Origin of the sequence: Janthinobacterium sp. PSPC1-1, from assembly GCF_049897625.1 — a bacterium.
Lineage (GTDB): Bacteria > Pseudomonadota > Gammaproteobacteria > Burkholderiales > Burkholderiaceae_D > Janthinobacterium > Janthinobacterium tructae.
Window position 1 is genome coordinate 213253 of the sequence record NZ_JAFCWP010000006.1, and the last position, 20387, is coordinate 233639.

A 20387-nucleotide genomic window follows, 5' to 3' on the forward strand; every position below is an offset into this window, starting at 1 on the left:
GTGTTATTTCATTTTCGAACTCAAATTGTACCGTTTCCTTGAAAATCTGTTTGACTTTTGAATCCTCAGCGCTTAAATTGAATTGTATATCAATTTTCGGAACAAAATATACCGTTTTTTAGTAAATAAGTGCCACATCATTCAATGACAGACCAGGAGACACCCATGAACGACCTGACAGACCAAAAAGCAGCCGCCGCACTGAAAGTACATATTGATATCCCCACCGGCCCGCAAAAGATGACGCCGTCCGAAGCGTTCGTGGAAACCCTGGCCGCCAATGGCGTGACCGACATGTTCGGCATCATGGGCTCGGCCTTCATGGATCCGATGGACATTTTTGCGCCCGCCGGCATCCGTTTGATTCCCGTCGTGCACGAGCAGGGCGCCGGCCACATGGCCGACGGCTATGCCCGCGTCTCGGGCCGCCACGGCGTGGTCATCGGCCAGAACGGCCCCGGCATCAGCAATTGCGTCACCGCCATCGCCGCCGCCTACTGGGCGCACACCCCCGTCGTCATCATTACGCCGGAAACGGGCACGATGAGCATGGGCCTGGGCGGCTTCCAGGAAGCGAACCAGTTGCCCATGTTCGAGGAATTTACGAAATATCAAGGTCATGTGACCAATCCGGCCCGCATGGCGGAATTTACGGGCCGCTGCTTCGACCGCGCCATGTCGGAAATGGGCCCGACGCAACTGAACATCCCGCGCGACTATTTCTATGGCGAAATCAAGGCCGAAATCCCCAAACCGAACCGCCTGGACCGTGGCGCCGGCGGCGAACACAGCCTCAATGAGGCGGCGGAACTGCTGGCCAAAGCCAAGTTCCCCGTCATCATCTCGGGCGGCGGCGTGGTCATGGGCGAAGCGATCGAGGAATGCAAGGCGCTGGCCGAACGCCTCGGCGCGCCAGTCGTCAACAGCTACCTGCACAACGATTCCTTCCCCGCCAGCCACCCGCTGTGGTGCGGCCCATTGGGTTATCAAGGCTCGAAAGCGGCCATGAAACTGATCGCCCAGGCCGACGTCGTCGTCGCCCTCGGTTCGCGGTTGGGACCGTTCGGCACCTTGCCGCAGCACGGCATGGATTACTGGCCAAAGAATGCCAAGATCATCCAGATCGACGCGGACAACAAGATGCTGGGTCTGGTGAAAAAGATTTCGGTGGGCATCTGCGGCGACGCCAAGGCGGCGGCGAAGGCGATTCTTGCACGCCTGGATGGCAAGACGCTCGATTGCGACGCCACGCGCGACGCGCGCTTTGCCACGGTGCAAGCAGAAAAAGCCGCGTGGGAAAACGAACTGGACAACTGGACGCACGAAAAAGATGCGTACAGCCTGGACATGATCGAAGAGCAAAAGAAAGAGCCGGGCAATTACTTGCACCCTCGCCAGGTCTTGCGCGAGCTGGAAAAAGCCATGCCGGAAGACGTGATGGTGTCGACCGACATCGGCAACATCAACTCGGTGGCCAACAGCTATCTGCGCTTTGAAAAACCGCGCAGCTTCTTTGCGGCGATGAGCTTCGGCAACTGCGGCTATGCATTTCCGACCATCATCGGCGCGAAAGTGGCCGCACCGCACCGTCCGGCCGTGTCGTATGCGGGTGACGGCGCCTGGGGCATGAGCCTGATGGAAACCATGACCTGCGTGCGCCACAACATTCCCGTGACAGCCGTGGTGTTCCACAACCGCCAGTGGGGCGCGGAAAAGAAAAACCAGGTGGATTTCTACAACCGCCGCTTCGTCGCCGGTGAGCTCGACAACCAGAGCTTTGCCGAGATTGCGCGCGCCATGGGCGCCGAAGGCATCACGGTCGACAAGCTGGAAGACGTGGGGCCGGCCTTGAAGAAGGCCATCGACATGCAGATGAATGAAGGCAAGACGACCATCATCGAAATCATGTGCACGCGCGAGCTGGGCGACCCGTTCCGCCGCGATGCGCTGAGTAAACCTGTGCGGCATCTGGATAAATATAAAGACTACGTCTGATGTAGCGGGTGTTGTTGGATTACGCCCTCTGGGCTAATCCAACCTACCCAACCTACCCAACCTACGCGTGGTGCTGGCGTAGGTCGGATTAGCCGGGCCTCGGCCCGGCGTAATCCGACAAAGCGCTGTGACCAAATTCTCACAGATTGTCACCAAAACATCACAGTTTCATTAAAGAATACAAGGCGTCCCGTTTTTTGGATTATTTGATTTGACAAGGCCATGCTTAAGGCTTAAATTCAATAAAAGACAAAAAACGGAACGTAGCGTATCAAAAACGATTTACGGAGACCACCATGAACCACCCTGTACCGCACACCGACGCCGTCACTACCGCTGTTACTACGGATTTCCTGCAAGCGTTCGGCGATGCCTGGAACCGCCACGATATCGAGGCCCTGATGGCCGCCATGGCCGACGATTGCGAATTTCACGCCGTAGCCGGTCCTGACTTGCTGGGCAAGAGTTTCATTGGCCGCGACGCCGTGCGCGCCGGCTTCGAGCTGGCCTGGCAAACTTTCCCCGACGCGGCCTGGCTCAATCCCCAGCACTTCGTCAGCGGCGAGCGCGGCGTGACTGAATCGACGTTTGCCGGCACCAAGGCGGATGGCACGCGCATCGAGGCGCGCATGGTCGACATCTTCACTTTCCGCGATGGCAAGATCGCCGTGAAGAATGCCTTCCGCAAGGATCGCCCACCGGTCGCTACCGGCAACAAAGCCTGAGCCAGCACGTTCACCGGGAATGATCATGAACAAACCTGTCGACACTCCATCTGACGTACTGGGCAACGGCACCGCAGCCCGCACGCCTTACGATCCCGCCTTCGATCCGCTGGTGGCCCAGCGTCCCGGCCACGGCAATGCCTACGCGCCCACCTACTGGATCGGCACGGCCGGCGAGCCGCCCGCCGACGACGGCCCCATCACGCATGACATCGACGTCGACGTGGCCATCATCGGCTCGGGTTTTACCGGTCTCTCCTGCGCCATCTTTCTGGCCCAGGAACACGGCATCAAGGCCACCGTGCTGGAAGCGAACCGGGTCAGCTGGGGTTGCAGCACGCGCAACGGCGGCCAGGCACAATGCACGACGGGCCGCCTGAAGCGTTCGCAGTGGATCGACCGCTATGGGCTGGACACGGCCCTGAAACTGCACACGGAAGTGTGCGACGCGATGCAAACGTTCAAGAAGATCACGGCCGACATCGATTGCGAGCCGCAGCCGGGCGGCCACCTGTACATCGCCCACAAGGCGAAAGCCATGCCCGCCCTGGTCAAGGAAGCAAAGCTCATGCGCGATGTCTTCAAGTACGACGCCCGCATCCTCGACGCCGACACCGTCAAGCGCGAATTCGTTGACGACAAGGAAGCGGCCGGCGCGCTGCACGAGCCGGAAGGCATCGGCATCCACGCGGGCAAGCTGGCTTTCGGCTACCTGCGCAAGGCGCGCGCGCTGGGCGCCAAGGTGCATCCGTCCAGCCCAGTGATGGGCTGGGAAACGCGCAACGGCGTGCATTATCTGCAAACGCCGGGCGGCGTGGTGCGTGCCCGTGCCGTGGCCGTGGCCACGGGCGGCTACACCTCGCCCCATCTGCATCCGCAAGTAAAAAACCGCTTGTTGCCGATTTTGTCGAATTCGCTCGTCACGCGTCCGTTGACCCCGGCGGAAATCGAGGCGTGCAACTTCCGCACCCACCAGGTGATCACGGATACGCGTATTTTGCGCCACTACTACCGCTTGATGCCGGACAACCGCGTGCAGATCGGCAGCCGCAGCGCCATCACAGGCGCCGACGCGCCGGACGACAAATACAAACAGTTTTTGATCAACGATTTGCACCGCAAGTTCCCTGCGCTGACCGGTATTCCCATCGATTACTCGTGGTGGGGCTGGGTCGACGTCAGCCACGACATGATGCCGCGCATCGTGCAACCAGACCCGAAGCAATCGATCTTCTATTCGCTCGGTTACGGCGGCAACGGCGTCATGTACTCGGCGCAGGCAGGGCGGCGCATGGCCGAGCGCATCGCGGGCAAGGCCAGCGACACGGGCTTGCCGATCTTCAATTCGAAACTGCCGTATCCCAACATGATGGAACTGGTCGAGTCGCAAGCCTTCGCCCCATTCCGCCGCCTGGGCCAGCGCTTTCTGTATCGCTGGTATCACTTGAAGGATGAAGTGTTTTAAATAGCAGTAGCCGTACTAAGCCGCCGGATGGTTGACAAAGAGCAACCAGCGGCGCCTCCCGCAAGGGATGAGAATGCCCGCACGTTCACACATAACAATAAACTTGGAGTGAGACATGAACACAAATACGAGCAAAACCCCGAGCAAAACGGTTTTTTCAACGATGCGCCGCGCCGTCCTCGGCACCCTGGTGCTGGGCGTGGCCCTTGCCTCCAGCGGTACGGTCTTTGCGCAAGGCAAGGAAGTGACGATTGCCTACCAGGAAATCAACGGTCCCTTCCTGGTGGCGATTGCCAGCGGCGAAGTGGAAAAAACCACCGGCTATAAAATCAACTGGCGCAAGTTCGATTCGGGCGCCAAGGTGGCCACCGGTATGGCGTCGGGCGACGTGCAGATCGGCGTCATCGGTTCCAGCCCCCTGACGGCGGCCGTCAGCCGCGGCGTCGATCTGCAGCTGTTCTGGATCATCGACGACATCAACGAAGCCGAAGCGATGGTGGCCCGCAATGGCGCCGGCATCAGCAAGCCCACGGACTTGCGCGGCAAGAAGATCGCCGTGCCGTTTGTTTCCACCACACACTTCCATACCATGTTCGCGCTGGAAACCTGGGGCATCAAGCCCACGGAAGTGAAATTGCTCAACATGCAGCCGAACCAGATCGCCGCCGCCTGGGAACGGGGCGACATCGATGCGGCCTTCGTGTGGGACCCGGCCTTGAGCAAGCTCAAGCAAAACGGCAAAGTGCTGGTGACCTCCGGCGAACTGAGCAAGAAGGGCAAGGCCACGTTTGACGGCATGGCCGTCGAGCGCGCCTGGGGCGAAGCGAACGCCGACTTCATGGCCAAGTTCGTCAAGGTGATGGCCGCTTTTGATGCCGACTACCGCGCCAATCCGAAGGCGTGGACCGTCGATTCGCCGCAAGTCAAAGCCAATGTCAAGCATTCCGGCGCGGCTGCCAAGGACGTGGCCGCTTCCGTGGCCCTGTACGCCTACCCATCGTTGCAGGAGCAGGCCTCGCCTGCCTGGCTCGGTGGCGGCGCGAAGGGTGGCGTGGCGCAAGCCTTGCTGGCCACGGCACAGTTTTTGAAGACGGAAGGCAAGATCGACACCCTGGCAAGCGATTACGCCAAGTATGTGACACCCAAATATGCACAGGCCGCCGGCCTGCTGAAGTAAACGTTGTGCGATGGCGCGCCTGCGGGCGCGCTGAATGAACAGAATGCGTTGAACTGAAGTACTACATATGCGGGGACATCATGGAAAATCTGTACGTCAAGGATGTCAGCGTGATTTATCCGGGCAAGACGGCCGGTGAACGCGTACATGCCTTAAATAACATCAACCTGACCATCAATAGCGGCGACTTCGTCGTCGCGCTCGGTGCTTCCGGTTGCGGCAAGACAACCTTGCTGAGCCTGATGGCGGGCTTTATTGCCCCGTCCAAGGGCGAAATCATGCTTGGTGAGAATAAAGTGGAAGGGCCGGGCGCCGACCGTGGTGTCGTATTCCAGAAACATGCCTTGCTGCCGTGGCTGAACGTGATGGAAAACGTGGAATTCGGCCTGAAGCTGCAAGGCGTGGCGAAAGCCGTGCGGCGCGAACAGGCGGCGAAGAACCTGGCGCTGGTGGGCTTGAAGGACTTTCACGACAATATGATTTATCAATTGTCGGGCGGCATGCAGCAAAGGGTGGGCATCGCCCGTGCCCTGACCAGCAATCCCGCCATGCTGCTGATGGATGAACCGATGGCGGCGCTCGACGCGCTGACCCGTGAAACCATCCAGGAATTGCTGCTCGATATCTGGGCCAAGTCCAGCACCATGTTCTTCTTCATTACCCACAGCGTCGACGAGGCGCTGTTCCTAGCGAACCGGCTGATCGTCATGTCGCCCCGTCCGGGCCGCATCACGCACACGTATGAACTCGATTTCAACAAGCGCTTCCTCGAATGCCGCGATGCGCGTGCCGTGAAATCGAGCCCGGACTTCATCAAGATGCGCGAAACCGTGCTCAACATCATTTATGGCGACGAGCGCGCGGTCAACAAAGAGCTGGAGGTGTCCCATGCATAGCCCATCCGTCGTGGGATTTCCTCCCGCCCGCGCCAAGCGCGCCGGTTTCTTTGGACGCCTGTTCGCTCCCCGCTGCGCCATGCCCGGCGAAGCGTTCGGCGCGCCGGGGCAGGGCAATTCCAGCCGCATCGCCAGCGTCACCGTCATCGTCGTGCTGTTGCTGTGGTTTGGCGTGACGGCCAGCGGCATGGTGAAACCGCTGTTCCTGCCGTCGCCGCAAGCCGTGTACGAGAAATTCATCATGGCGGCCACGACCGGTTTCGGCGGCGCCACTTTGTGGGAACACACGGTCGCCAGCCTGGTGCGCGTCTTCGGCGCCTTCGGCCTGGCTTGCGTGCTGGCCATTCCCATTGGCGTGATGATGGGCGTCAATCGCGTGGCACGCGGCATCTTCGATCCCTTGATCGAGTTCTACCGTCCGCTGCCGCCGCTCGCTTACTTGCCACTGGTTATCATCTGGTTCGGCATCGGCGAATTCTCGAAGGTTTACCTAATCTTCCTGGCCATCTTCGCGCCGATGGCGATCGCTGCCCGCGCCGGCGTCAGTTCGGTGTCGCTGGAGCAGATCCACGCGGCCTATTCGATGGGTGCCACGCGCTTCCAGGTCATCGTGCATGTGATTCTGCGTGCCGCCATCCCGGAAATTCTCACCGGCATGCGCATCGGCATCGGCGTGGGCTGGACCACGCTGGTGGCGGGCGAGATGGTGGCGGCCACGCGCGGCCTCGGCTACATGGTGCTGAGCGCCTCCGAGTTCCTCGCCAGCGATGTGGTGATCATGGGCATTATCGTGATCGGTTTCTTTGCTTTCCTGTTTGATTTGATGATGCGCTACCTCGAACGTACCCTCGTGCCATGGAAGGGCAAGGTGTAAGACGTTCCCGGGAGTGGCGCGCATGCCACAAGTGTTGCCGCCGCTCCCTCTTTTCAACCGCCATACCCCGTACGTATTCTCCAGCGCGCTTGCCCTACGGCTGCCGCGCCGGGCCGCTGCATTTCCAGATTGACTTATGGCATGCAGCCAACCAGACTGATTTGATGATGTATCGATGCTGCTTGACGGTGTTGCTCAAATAAAACAAAGCCGCGCGGCAGGAACAAGTCGCAGCAGGCGAGGGCGCACCGAGCTTCAGATATTACTAGGAGACACACATGATTAGCGACAACCACAATAATACCGGCTTGCAACACTCGCTGAAGCAACGCCACATGAGCATGATCGCCATCGGCGGCGTGATCGGCGCCGGCCTCTTTGTCGGCAGCGGCGTCATCGCCAAGGCCGCCGGCCCGGCCGCCATCCTTTCCTTCCTGCTCACGGGCGGCCTGGTCGTCCTGATCATGCGCATGCTGGGCGAGCTGGCCTCGTCCCTGCCCGTGGTCGGCTCCTTTTACGAATATGCGCGCCTGGCCTTCGACGACAAGCCGAAAGTATCGAAATTCCTCGGCTTCATGAGCGGCTGGATGTACTGGTATTTCTGGGTCGTCGTCGTCGCCCTGGAAGCCATCGCCGGCGCCAAGCTGGTCAACTTCTGGCTGCCCGAGGTGCCATCGTGGGCTATCAGCCTGGTCTTGCTCGTTTCCATGACGGTGCTCAACCTGTTCTCGGTGAAAGCGTTCGGTGAGTTCGAATTCTGGTTCGCCTCAATCAAGGTGGTCGCCATCGTCGTCTTCCTGTTTGTGGGCGCCTTGTTCATCACGGGCAGCTTGCCCAACAGCATCCCAAGCCTGGGCTTTTTGACCAGCAATGGCGGCTTCATGCCGCACGGCTGGGGTCCCGTGCTCAGTGGCGCCGTCGCCGCCACGGCCTTTTATTCGGGCGCCGAGATCGTCACCATCGCCGCCGCCGAAACGTCGGACCCGGCCAAGGCCATCGCCCGCGCCACCAATTCCGTCATCACACGCGTGCTGATGTTTTATGTGGGATCCATGTTTGTCGTCGTCTGCATCGTGCCCTGGGATTCGCCGGCCATCGCCACTCCCTTTGTCAGCGCCCTGAAAGTGATGAACATCCCATACGCGGCCCACATCATGAACGCCATCATCCTGACGGCCGTGCTGTCGGCCCTCAATTCCAGCCTGTATGCGTCTTCGCGCATGATTTTCGCGCTGACGCGCCGCGGCGATGCGCCGACCGGTCTGGTCAAGCTGAGCAAGAACGGCGTGCCCATTCGTGCCATCCTGTTCAGCACCCTGTTCGCCTACTTCGCCATTGCCGTATCGTATGTGTCGGCCGACCTGGTCTTTCCCTTCATCGTCAATTCCTACGGCATCCTGATCCTGTTTGTCTACCTGCTCATTGCGATATCTCAATTGCGCCTGCGCCGCCGCCTGGAACGCGAATGTCCCGAACGCATCAAAGTGCGCATGTGGCTGTTCCCCTACCTGACGTATTTCACCATCATCGCCATGCTGGTGATCCTGGGCGCCATGAGCGTGTCGTCCGATACGGAGCAGCGCGTGTCGTTCTGGTTCGGCCTGTTGAGCGTGGTCATCATGAGCGTCATGTACTACATCAAGAAACTGGTCAACGATGACCGCAACGGCGGTGCCTCCGCCGACACCAAAGTGGAGCTCAAACATGTCTGACACGACCTTGTTGCCTGCAAGCCGGCGCCGCTTTCTGCGCACCACGGCCACCCTGGGCGCCGCCGTCGTGGCCGGCCCAGCCTTGGCGGAGTCCGTCACTTTGCCGTTTGAAAATGGCGAGCGCGAACTGGTGGCCTTCCCGCAAAAGCGCCCGCTGATCTTGCTGACCAGCCGTCCGCCCCAGCTGGAAACGCCGTTCAGCGTCTTCAATGAAGGCGCGATTACTCCCAACGATGCGTTTTTCGTGCGCTATCACTGGAGCGGCTTGCCTACCAGCATCGATGGCGACAGCTACCGCTTGCGCATCGCCGGCCTGGTGAAAACGCCGCTGGAGCTGTCGCTGGCCGAGCTGAAAAAACTGGCCGAGCCCGTCGATGTGGTGGCCGTGACGCAATGCTCGGGTAACAGCCGCGGCTTCTTCGCCCCGCGCGCGAATGGCGGGCAGCTGGGCAATGGCGCCATGGGCAATGCCCGCTGGACCGGCATCCCCCTGAAAACCGTGCTGGAAAAGGCCGGTATCGCCGCCGGCGCCGTGCAGGTGGCCTTCAATGGCCTGGAAACGCCACCCGTGGGCGATGGCCCCGACTTTCAGAAAGCCTTGTCCGTCGAGCACATCATGGCCGGCGACGTACTGCTGGCCTGGGCCATGAATGGCGAAGACATTCCTTTCCTCAACGGCTATCCGCTGCGCCTGATCGTGCCTGGCTACTACGGCACTTACTGGGTCAAGCACCTGAGCGACATCACCGTGCTGGACAAACCCTTCGACGGCTTCTGGATGAGCACGGGCTACCGCATCCCCGACAACGGTTCCGGTTTCATTGAGCCGGGTACACCGGTGGGCAAGACGGCCCCCATCAGCCGCCTCAACGTGCGCTCCTTTATTACCAGCGTGCAAGATGGCGCGCAAGTGAAGGCCGGGCGCGACCTGGCTTTGCGCGGCATCGCTTTTGATGGCGGCCAGGGCATCAGCGAAGTGGCGATTTCAGCCGATGGTGGCCACAGCTGGCAGGAAGCAAAGCTGGGCAAGGACCTGGGGCGCTTCTCTTTCCGGGAGTGGAGCATGGTCCTGAAGGCGCCGCGCAAGGGCAAGCATGTGCTGATGGTGCGCGCCGTCAACCGCATCGGCCAGAGCCAACCGATGAAAGCCCTGTGGAATCCCATGGGTTATATGCGCAACGTGGTGGAAACCACGCGCATCCAGGCAGTGTAAGGAGAACCATATGAAGATCTTATTTGCCGTGCTGGCACTGTCGGCGGCGGGCAGCGCATGCGCGCTGGAAATCCATTTGCCACCGGAAACGGCGACTTACAAACCCAGCGAATTGCCCGGCTACCAGCTGGTGCAGCGCAACTGCATGACGTGCCACGCGGCCCAGTATGCATCGAGCCAGCCGCCTGCCTCGCCGCGCGCCTACTGGGAAGCCACCGTCAAGAAGATGAAAAAGCCGTTCGGCGCCCAGTTTGCCGATGAGGACATGCCCGCCATGGTCGACTACCTGGTGAAAACCTATGGAGCGGAGCGGGGCGCCGCCGCACCTGCCGCAGCCTTGGCCAGGCCAGTCGCAGCGTCTGTCCCGGCCGCCAGCGGCAAGGATGCCAAAACCTTGCTGGCGGCGAATGGCTGCATGGCATGCCACGCCCTTGACCAGAAAGTGGTCGGCCCGGGTTTTACCGAGGTGGCGGCCAGATACAAGGGCAAGGATGGCGTCGCTGCCGTGGCGGCGAACATCCGCAGTGGTGGCGCCGGCAAATGGGGACCCGTGCCCATGCCGCCATTCAGCCAGCTCAGTGTAGCCGATGCGGCGACCCTGGCGAAATACGTGCTGTCCAGGTAGCGCCTGGCCAGACCAGTGCAGTAGCGCACTTCCGCTCTTCTTTCTCTCCACAGGCATGCAACACCTCAACCCCTGGCTGAGGTGTTGCATGCCCACCACGCCGGTGTTCCTCGCGGAAATTTAACCAGCCGCCATCCCCGTTCCGCATCGTCAGAAATAATTGATATATATCAATATTCACATATTGAAAATTTATTTTCGCAAGTATGTGACATACCAAGGCGCAAAAATAAAGTGTGTCATGGAAGTCGTATCAGCGCATGGAAAAAATAACATTGTTTTGTGTTGCGGTAATGCTAATGTCTTGCCCATTTCCCAGACGTGGTGCATGCGAGAAATAGTGTGAGGATAGTAACAATATTTTAATATTGTTGCGATGAGACAACAAATTTTCAGTTGAAATACGCATTTTTATGAGGTTTTGGGGATTTCAGGGCGATCGCCATTGAGCTCGTATCAATCTGTGAATGAGGCCATCAGATAGGCATTTTCTCGTCTGGCAAGGGACTAGAATGGATCAATGTTGCTGAGCGGAACTTGATTTTTCAGTTGCCATCAAATTTAACATTGATGTCAAAAAAATACTCCCGTTTCAGCTTTTGTATCCCCTCGCTGGTGCAGCCGGAAGCGGCGTGTCTGGCGCGGGCGCGCCGCCAGAAAGGATGACCTTGAACACCAAATTACTTCCCCTGACCCTGCTGGTTCTGATCCAGTCCGCCTGGGCTGTCGATCCCCCCAGCGCAGGCAGCCAGCTGCAGCAGATTCCCGTCGCGCCCCAGTTGCCGAAAGCGCCGCCGGCCATCCGCGTGCAGCAGGGCAATGTGCCGGCCACCACGGTGGGCGATACCACGCGCATCACCGTGCAGCGCCTGCAGGTGACGGCGCCGCCCGTGTTTCCTGAAAGCGAACTGGTCGCCAGCACGGGTTTCGTGCCGGGCAGCGAGCTGACCCTGGGCGAGCTGCGCGTCATGGCCAGTAAGATTGCCAGCTATTACCAGCAGCGTGGCTATTTCCTCGCGCAGGCGTATCTGCCCGCGCAAGACATCCAGGATGGCGTGGTGCAAATCAGCGTGCTGCCGGGCCAGTATGGGCAAGTGCAGCTGCGCAACCAGAGCAATTTGTCGGACGGCCTGGCCGGCACGATATTGGCAGGTCTCGACGGGCAAGTGATTTCCACGCCGCCGCTGGAGCGGCGCTTGTTGCTGCTGTCGGACTTGCCGGGCGTGCAGGTCAGCTCGACCCTGGCGCCGGGCGCGTCCCTGGGCGCGTCCGACCTCATCGTCGACGTGCAGCCGGGATCGCGCTTCAACGGCAGCATCGACGTCGATAACCAGGGCAACCGCTACACGGGCCGCAACCGCATCGGCGCCACCTTGAACATCAATGAACTGGCCGGCATCGGCGACGTGGCCAGCGTGCGCGCGTTTACCTCGGCCGACGGCTTGAACTACGGCCGCCTGGCGTATCAGGGCCAGGCGGGGTTGCTGCGCCTGGGCGGCGCCTACACGTATATGGATTACAAGCTGGGCAAGGAATTTGCCGTGCTCGACGCCAAGGGCACGGCGAAGATCGCCAGCGCGTATGGCAGTTATCCGCTGATCCGCTCGCGCAGCAGCAACCTGTATGCGCAGGTCAGCTACGACGACAAGACCTTCCAGGACCGCACGGAATCGACTGGTAGCGTCAACGACAAGACGGCCAGGGTGTGGATGCTGAACCTGAACGGCGACGCCAAGGATGGCTGGGGCGGCGGTGGCGTGAGCACCTATTCCATCACTTACACCACGGGCAAGATCGAGATCGAGACGCCGCTGGCACGCCGGATCGATCAGTTGACGGTGAAGAGCAACGGCCATTTCAACAAGCTCGCTTTCAACGCGGCGCGCGTGCAAAGCCTGGGCGGCGAGACGAGTTTGTTCGGCACCCTCAGCGGTCAGGCGGCGTCGAAAAATCTCGATGTGTCGGAAAAGATGGGCATCGGCGGCGTGGGCGGCGTGCGCGCCTACCCGGGCGGCGAGGCGTATGGCGACCAGGGTTACGTGCTGAATCTGGAACTGCGCCAGAACCTCACTGCCTTCACGGCCTTGCCCGGCCAGCTGCAGGTGCTGGCCTTTGCCGACACGGGCAGCGTCAAGCTCAATCGCGACGCCTGGAGCGCCGGCGAAAACCGCCGCACCCTGAGCGGCGCCGGCGTGGGCGTGACGTGGACGGGTGCCAATGCGCTCGTCCTGAAAGCGTATTACGCACACAAGCTGGGCAATGCCAAGGCGACCTCGGCACCGGATGCGGCAGGCCGCTTCTGGCTGCAAGCCGTCAAGTATTTCTAAATTAGTACAAGTTAAAACACTCAGGACACCGCCATGAACCGCATCTACCGCTCCATCTGGAACCAGGCCACCGGCGCTTACGCCGCCGTTTCCGAAAACGTCAAATCCGCCGGCAAGCGCTCGATGCCAGGATGCAGCGGGGGCGGGGCACATTTCGCCTTGACCAGCATGGCAGCCGCGCTGATGCTCGGTTATGGCTCGCTGGCCCTGGCGGGGCCCACGGGCGGCACGGTGGTGGCGGGCCAGGCAACGATCAATGGCGCGCCGGGCGCCACGGTGATCAATCAGGGCAGCCAGAACGCGGTGATCAACTGGGCCAACTTCAATATCAACAAGGGCGAGTCCGTGCAATTCGTGCAGCCGAACAGCAATGCGGTGGCCTTGAACCGCGTGCTGGGCAGCGATGGCACGACCATCCTCGGCAACTTGTCGGCCAACGGCAAGGTGTTTATCGTCAACCCGAACGGCGTGCTGTTCGGCCAGGGCGCGTCCGTGAACACGGCGGGCCTGGTGGCCTCCACGCTGGATATCAATAACGCCGACTTCATGTCGGGCAAGTACCAATTTAGCGGCAACGGTACCGGCAAGGTACTGAACCAGGGTTCGATCAGCGCGCCGGGCGGCTATGTGGCCTTGCTGGGCGCCAACGTGTCGAACGAGGGCACGATCACGGCACGCCTGGGTTCGGTGGCCCTGGCGGCAGGCAGGGCGATCACGCTGGACGTGGCGGGCGACGGCTTGCTCAATGTTGCTGTCAACGCGGGCGCCGTGGGCGCCTTGGTCAACAATGGCGGCATGATCCGCGCCGATGGCGGCAGCGTCGTCCTGACGGCGCAGGCGGCCGGCGACTTGCTGAAAACCGTGGTCAACAACACGGGCGTGATCGAGGCGCAGACGATCGACACGCGCGGCGGCACGATCAAGTTGCTGGGCGACATGCAGAGCGGCACGGTCAACGCGGGTGGCACGCTGGACGCCAGCGCGCCAACAGGCGAGCTTGGCAGCCGCGGCGGCTTCATCGATACCTCGGCCGCGCATGTAAACATTGCCAAGGGCATCAATGTGACCACCAAGGCCGCCAATGGCCTGTCTGGCACCTGGCTAATCGACCCGGTCGACTTCACCATCGCGGCCTCTGGCGGCAACATGACCGGCACCGACCTGATGAGCAGCCTGAGCAAGGGCTCGGTGCAGATCCAGAGCACCAGCGGCAGCGGCGGCACGGCCGGCGACGTCAATGTCAACGAAGCGATTGCCTGGTCGGCCAACAAGCTGACCCTGACGGCGCAAAACAATATCAATGTCAATGCCGCCATGCGCGGTACCGGCACGGCCAGCCTGGCGCTGGAATACGGCCAGGCCAACGTCGCAACCGGCAACGCCAGTGTCTACAATGTCCGCTCGACCATCGACCTGCCGAGCGGCGATACTTTCAGCACCAAGCTGGGCAATAACGGCACCGCCATCAATTACACCGTCATCAACAGCCTCGGCGCGTTCAACAGCCTGACCGGCACCGATTTGCAGGGCATGCGCGGCAATCTGTCGCGCAATTATGCGCTGGGCAGCAATATCGATGCGACCGCCACCGCGACCTGGGACGGCAACCAGGGCTTTACGCCCGTCGGCAATGGCACTACCGCATTTACCGGCAAGTTCGATGGCCTGGGGCATGAGATTGGCGGCTTGCATATCGACCGCCTGAATCAACAGGGTGGCCTGTTCGGCGAAGTCGGGACTGCCGGCGTGGTGCGTAACGTTTCTTTAGCGAATGCCTCGGTCGTCATCTTCGACAATAGTTACGGCCGCCATGGCGTGGGCCTGGCGGTTGGCCGCAACAAGGGTCTGGTCGACAATATCAGCGTGCAGGGCATCGTGACGAGCAAGGGCGCGGTGCGCGCGGGCGGCCTGGTCGGCGACAACTATGGCACCATCAACAACAGCCGTAGCGCCGGTTCGGTGGTCTACATGCAGGGGTATGGCTATGGCGCCGGCGGCCTGGTGCAGATCAACCGCGGCCTCGGCATCATCAGGAACAGTTCCAGCAGCTCGGTCGTCAATGGCGGCGGCGCTGCCGGTGGCCTGGTGCGCAGCAACCTGGGCAACATCAGCAATAGTTTTGCGACCGGCGCCGTGACTGGCGTCAGCGGTGTCGGCGGCCTGGTGGCCGACAACACCTCCGGCGCGTCGATCACCAACAGTTATGCCACCGGCACGGTGATGGCCAACGGCTCAGTCGGCGGCCTGGTCGGCATCAACAACAAGGCCACCATCAGCAACAGCTACGCCAGCGGCAACGTCATCAAGACCAGCGTCACCGGCACCGCGTTCGGCGGCCTGGTTGGTAGCGCCAACAGCACCTCCGTCATCAGCAACAGCTATGCGCTGGGCAATGTTACGGGCTGGACCTCGGTCGGCGGCATTGTCGGCGTCAACTTCGGTAGCGTCAACAATGTGTATTCGAATGGCACCTTGACCGAATTGACGTCAGGTTCCAACCGCAAGGGCGGCATTGTTGGTGACAACACCGGCGGCAGCGTGACGAATGCGTATTTCAATACCACCGCCAATGCGGGCGTGGCCGGTATCGGCTTCTCCTCGTCGGGTGGTACCGGGCTGTCCGGCACCACCGGGTTGACCGCTACGCAAATGATGAACCCGGCCAGCTTCACGTCGTTCAACTTTACCGCGACGCCTGGCCTGACCGGCAACAATTGGGTCGCGGTCGGCGCCGACGGTGCGGTCAATGGCGTTAACGGCACCTTGCCGATGCTGAGCGCTGAATATGCTACCACGCTGTACTCGGCGCACCAGCTGCAGCTGATGGCAATGAATCTTGCCGGTAACTATATCTTGGGCAACGATCTCAACGCTGCGGGTACCGCCAGCGGCAATGTCTGGGGCAATACCGGCTTTGTTCCTGTCGGTACCGCAGCAGCGCCGTTCACCGGCAAGCTGAGCGGCATGGGCCGCACCATTGCCGGCATCAATATCGCCAAGTCCGGCGTCAGCGATGTCGGCCTGTTCGGCGTCATCGGCACCACCGGTGCCGTCGCCAACCTGGCGCTGACTGCCGGTTCGGTGATCGGCTCGCTCAATGTCGGCGCACTGGCAGGCACCAACCTTGGCACCATTAGCGGCAGCTATGCCACCGTTGGCGTGATCGGCGACAGCAGTGGCGGCGGCCTGGTCGGTAACAATGTCGGCACCATCATTGACAGCTACGCCAGCGGCAGCGTCGGCGGCAACAACACCATGGGCGGTCTGGCAGGCACCAATGCTGGCACCATCCGCACCAGCTATGCCAACGGCGCGGTCAGCACCGGCGCGCTTGGCGGCGGTCTGGTTGGTGTCAACAGCGGCAGCGTCACCGGCAGCTACTGGGACACGATGACCAGCGGCCAGGCGACCAGTGCCGGTGGTATCGGCCTGACGACGGCGCAGCTCAAGACGCTGGCCAACTACAACAGCGCCACCGCTGTCAACGGTTTGCTCAATCCCGCCTGGGAGTTGAGCAATATGTGGACCGTCTATGATGGACAGAGTGCGCCCATGTTGCGCTCTTTCATGAAACAGCTGGTCGTCACGGTCAACAGTGGCAGCAAAGTCTATGATGGCACTTCCACCACCGCTTCAGGTGTTAGCGTCAGTTATTCCCGCGCTGTCGATAGTGGCATCATGCAAGGCACGCTGACCTTTTCGACGAACGGTGGCGCGGTCAATGTCGGCACGTACGGCCTCAGCGCCAGCGGCTTGTATGCGGTCGGCCAGGGTGGGTACGCGATCACTTATGTCGATGGCAGCCTGTCGATTACGGCGCGCCAGATCAGCATAGGCGGCGTTACGGCAGACAAGGTCTATGACGGCAATACCAACGCAGTATTATCCGGCGGCAGCTTGACCAATGCCATCGGTGCGGACCTGGCCAATCTCAGCATTACCGGGCTGGGCGGCAGCTACGCCAGCAAGAATGCCGGCAGCAACGTCGCCATCAATGCCACCGCCACGCTGGGCGGCAGCGCCAGCGCCAACTACATCCTGGCGCCATTGACTGGCATCACCGGTAATATCACACCAAAGGCGCTGACGCTCAGCGGCGTGGCGGCCAGCGCCAAGGTCTACGACGGCAATACCAAGGCCAGCCTGACGGGCGGCACCCTGGATGGCCTGGTGGGCGGCGAAACCATGAGCGTTTCCGGCCTGACAGGCGCGTTTGCCGACAAGAACGCTGGCACCGGCAAGGCTGTGACGGTCACTGGTACGACGCTGGTCGAGGGCACTGGTCTGGCCAGCAATTATTCGCTGAGCGCCCCGACGGACGTGACGGGCGATATCACGCCCAAAGCGCTGACGATTACCGGCGTGTCCGCCAGCGACCGGGTGTATAACGGCGGCGTCAATGCGACCCTGGGTGGTGCGGTGGTGCTGGGCGGCCTGGTCGGTTCGGAAACCTTCGACGTCACGGGCATGAGCGGTATCTTTGCCGACAAGAACGCCGACACGGGCAAAGCGGTCACCATCAGCGGCGCGACCCTGGCCAATGGCGCCAATGGCGGCGTGGTTGGCAACTACACGGTCAGCAATCCGACCGGCGTGACGGCCACCATCAGCAAGGCCCTCATCAGCAGCGTTTCCAACATCGTGGCCGACAGCAAGGTCTATGACGCCAATACAAAGGCCACCATCAGCGCGACCGGCGCCACGTTCAACGGCATGATGGGCGGCGACAGCCTGTCGCTGAGCGCGACAAGCGCCACGTTTGCTGACAAGAATGCCGGCAACGGCAAGACGGTGGCTGTCAGCGGTATCGCCCTGGGCGGTGCCGATGCGAATAACTACAGCCTGGACGGCACCACCGGCAGCGGCACCGGCAATATCACGCCGAAGGCCCTGACGATTACCGGCATGTCGGCCCTCAACAAGGTCTACGACGGCAACACCAAGGCGACCTTGTCGGGCGGTTCGATCAGCGGCCTGGTCGGTTCGGAAACGCTGGGCGTGACGGGACTTTCAGCAAGTTTTTCCGACAAGAATGCCGGCGCCGGCAAAACCGTCATCGCCAGCGGCTCGACCCTGGTCAATGGCGGCAATGGCGGCCTCGCCAGCAACTATACGATCAGCAACCCAAGCGGACTGAGCGCAAACATTACGCCCAAGGCGCTGACGGTGACGGGTATGACGGCCAGCAACAAAGTCTATGACGGCCTGCTCGACGCGACCTTGTCTGGCGGAAGCCTGTCGGGTCTGGTCAGCGGTGAAACGCTGCTGCTGTCCGGCGCAACGGGCGTGTTCAGCGACAAGAACGCAGGCAGCAACAAAACCATCGTCGTCAGCGGCAGCAGCCTGGCCGACGGCACGGGGCTGGCCAGCAATTACACGGTCAGCAATCCGACCACCGTGAAGGCCGGCATCACGCAAAAAGCCTTGACGGTAAGCGGCGTGCTGGCCAGCGACAAGACCTACGACGGCAATACCAAGGCCAGCCTGTCGGGCGGTACCTTGGATGGCCTGGTGGGCGGTGAAACATTGGGATTGACGGGGCAGGTGGGCAGTTTCAGTGACCAGAACGCGGGCACGGGCAAGGCCGTCGCGGTGACGGGCGCGACCCTGGTCGACGGCACTGGACTGGCCAGTAATTATTCGGTCAGCAACGCCACTGGCGTGACGGCCACTATTGCGCAAAAGGCGTTGACCGTCAGCGGCGTGAGCGCGAGCAACCGCGTGTATGACGGCACGCTCGATGCAACCCTGTCGGGCGGCGCCTTGAGCGGCCTGGTCGGCGGGGAAACCCTGGGCCTGTCCGGTTTGAGCGGCGTGTTCGTCGACAAGAACGTGGGCACGGGCAAGAGCGTGACCGTGAGCGGCGCCACGCTGGTCGATGGCACTGGGCTGGCCAGCAACTATACGGTCAGCAATCCGGGCGCCCTGACGGCCGATATCAGCAAGGCAAGCATCAGCAGCGTGACGAACATCACGGCAAACAGCAAGGTGTATGACGCGAACACCAAGGCCACCATCAATGCAGGCGGCGCCACGTTCAATGGCATGTTTAGCGGCGACAGCCTGTCGTTCAGCGCGACGACGGCCGCGTTTGCCGACAAGAACGTCGGCAGCGGCAAGACAGTCGCCGTGAGCGGCATCTTCCTGGCCGGCACGGATGCGGGCAATTACAACCTGACGCTCAGCACCGGCAGCGGCAGCGGCGATATCACGCCGAAGGCGCTGACGATCACCGGCATGTCGGCGGTCAATAAAGTCTACGACGGCAACACCAAGGCGACCTTGTCGGGCGGTTCGATCAGCGGCCTGGTCGGTTCGGAAACGCTGGGCGTGACGGGACTTTCAGCAAGTTTTTCCGACAAGAATGCCGGCGCCGGCAAAACCGTCATCGCCAGCGGCTCGACCCTGGTCAATGGCGGCAATGGCGGCCTCGCCAGCAACTATACGATCAGCAACCCAACCGGACTGAGCGCAAACATCACGCCCAAGGCGCTGACGGTGACGGGTATGACGGCCAGCAACAAAGTCTATGACGGCCTGCTCGACGCGACCTTGTCTGGCGGAAGCCTGTCGGGTCTGGTCAGCGGTGAAACGCTGCTGTTGTCCGGCGCAACGGGCGTGTTCAGCGACAAGAACGCAGGCAGCAACAAAACCATCGTCGTCAGCGGCAGCAGCCTGGCCGACGGCACAGGGCTGGCCAGCAATTACACGGTCAGCAATCCGACCACCGTGAAGGCCGGCATCATGCAAAAAGCCTTGACGGTAAGCGGCGTGCTGGCCAGCGACAAGACCTACGACGGCAATACCAAGGCCAGCCTGTCGGGCGGTACTCTGGATGGCCTGGTGGGCGGTGAAACATTGGGATTGACGGGGCAGGTGGGCAGTTTCAGTGACCAGAACGCGGGCACGGGCAAGGCCGTTGCGGTGACGGGCGCGACCCTGGTCGATGGCACTGGGCTGGCCAGCAATTATTCGGTCAGCAACGCCACCGGCGTGACGGCCACTATTGCGCAAAAAGCGTTGACGGTGACGGGAGTGACGGCGGCGAGCAGGGACTATGACGGCACGCAGCAGGCTGCGCTGTCGGGCGGCGCCTTGAGCGGCCTGGTCGGCATGGAAACGCTGAACTTGAATCTGGCGAACCAGACAGGCGCTTTCAGTGACAAGAACGCAGGCAGCAACAAAGTGGTCAATGTCACGGGCGCGACGGTCACGGACGGCACTGGCCTGGCCAGTAATTACGCCTTTAGCAATGCCAGCGGAGTGCGGGCCGATATCACGCCGAAAGCGTTGACGGTGACGGGAGTGACGGCGGCGAGCCGGGACTATGACGGCACGCAGCAGGCTGCGCTGTCGGGCGGCGCCTTGAGCGGCCTGG

11 protein-coding genes (1 of these 11 running past the window's edge) are annotated in these 20387 nt (G+C 61.4%); all 11 read left to right on the top strand.

What is annotated here, in order from left to right; genetic code table 11:
- Positions 1–165: 165 nt before the first annotated feature.
- Positions 166–1995, top strand: coding sequence for a sulfoacetaldehyde acetyltransferase (gene xsc / locus ACP7EG_RS19840; protein ID WP_426088989.1), 1830 nt, complete (start codon positions 166–168; stop codon positions 1993–1995).
- A 296-nt stretch (positions 1996–2291) separates the two neighbouring features.
- Positions 2292–2720 carry a nuclear transport factor 2 family protein gene (locus ACP7EG_RS19845; protein WP_426088990.1) on the top strand — a complete coding sequence of 143 codons (429 nt, stop codon included), beginning with the start codon at positions 2292–2294 and terminating at the stop codon, positions 2718–2720.
- Positions 2721–2745: 25 nt separating this feature from the next.
- The gene (locus tag ACP7EG_RS19850; protein WP_426088991.1) at positions 2746–4185 is read left to right on the top strand and encodes an NAD(P)/FAD-dependent oxidoreductase; all 1440 of its coding nucleotides are present in this window, start codon (positions 2746–2748) and stop codon (positions 4183–4185) included.
- Positions 4186–4300: 115 nt separating this feature from the next.
- Positions 4301–5362 carry a taurine ABC transporter substrate-binding protein gene (gene tauA, locus ACP7EG_RS19855; RefSeq protein WP_426088992.1) on the top strand — a complete coding sequence of 354 codons (1062 nt, stop codon included), beginning with the start codon at positions 4301–4303 and terminating at the stop codon, positions 5360–5362.
- Between the two features lie 80 nt (positions 5363–5442).
- On the top strand, positions 5443–6258 hold the full coding sequence (locus tag ACP7EG_RS19860; RefSeq protein ID WP_096234679.1) for a taurine ABC transporter ATP-binding protein: 816 nt from the start codon (positions 5443–5445) through the stop codon (positions 6256–6258).
- A gap of 79 nt (positions 6259–6337) precedes the next feature.
- Entirely contained in the window at positions 6338–7132 is a 795-nt protein-coding gene (locus tag ACP7EG_RS19865) for an ABC transporter permease subunit (RefSeq protein ID WP_243136601.1), read from the top strand.
- 278 nt (positions 7133–7410) lie between these two features.
- On the top strand, positions 7411–8844 hold the full coding sequence (locus tag ACP7EG_RS19870; protein ID WP_426088993.1) for an amino acid permease: 1434 nt from the start codon (positions 7411–7413) through the stop codon (positions 8842–8844).
- Positions 8837–10057 carry a molybdopterin-dependent oxidoreductase gene (locus ACP7EG_RS19875; RefSeq protein ID WP_426088994.1) on the top strand — a complete coding sequence of 407 codons (1221 nt, stop codon included), beginning with the start codon at positions 8837–8839 and terminating at the stop codon, positions 10055–10057. The genes ACP7EG_RS19870 and ACP7EG_RS19875 overlap by 8 nt, the downstream gene beginning before the upstream one ends.
- A 10-nt stretch (positions 10058–10067) precedes the next feature.
- Positions 10068–10682, top strand: a complete 615-nt coding sequence (locus tag ACP7EG_RS19880) for a c-type cytochrome (protein WP_426088995.1) — start codon at positions 10068–10070, stop codon at positions 10680–10682.
- 668 nt (positions 10683–11350) lie between these two features.
- Complete coding sequence (locus ACP7EG_RS19885; RefSeq protein ID WP_426088996.1) at positions 11351–13009, top strand: ShlB/FhaC/HecB family hemolysin secretion/activation protein; 1659 nt, start codon at positions 11351–11353, stop codon at positions 13007–13009.
- A gap of 33 nt (positions 13010–13042) precedes the next feature.
- Positions 13043–20387, top strand: partial view of a YDG domain-containing protein gene (locus tag ACP7EG_RS19890; protein WP_426088997.1) — the 5' portion only. The gene runs 2438 nt beyond the window's last position; only the first 7345 of its 9783 coding nucleotides appear in the window; the start codon lies at positions 13043–13045; its stop codon lies beyond the right edge, outside the window.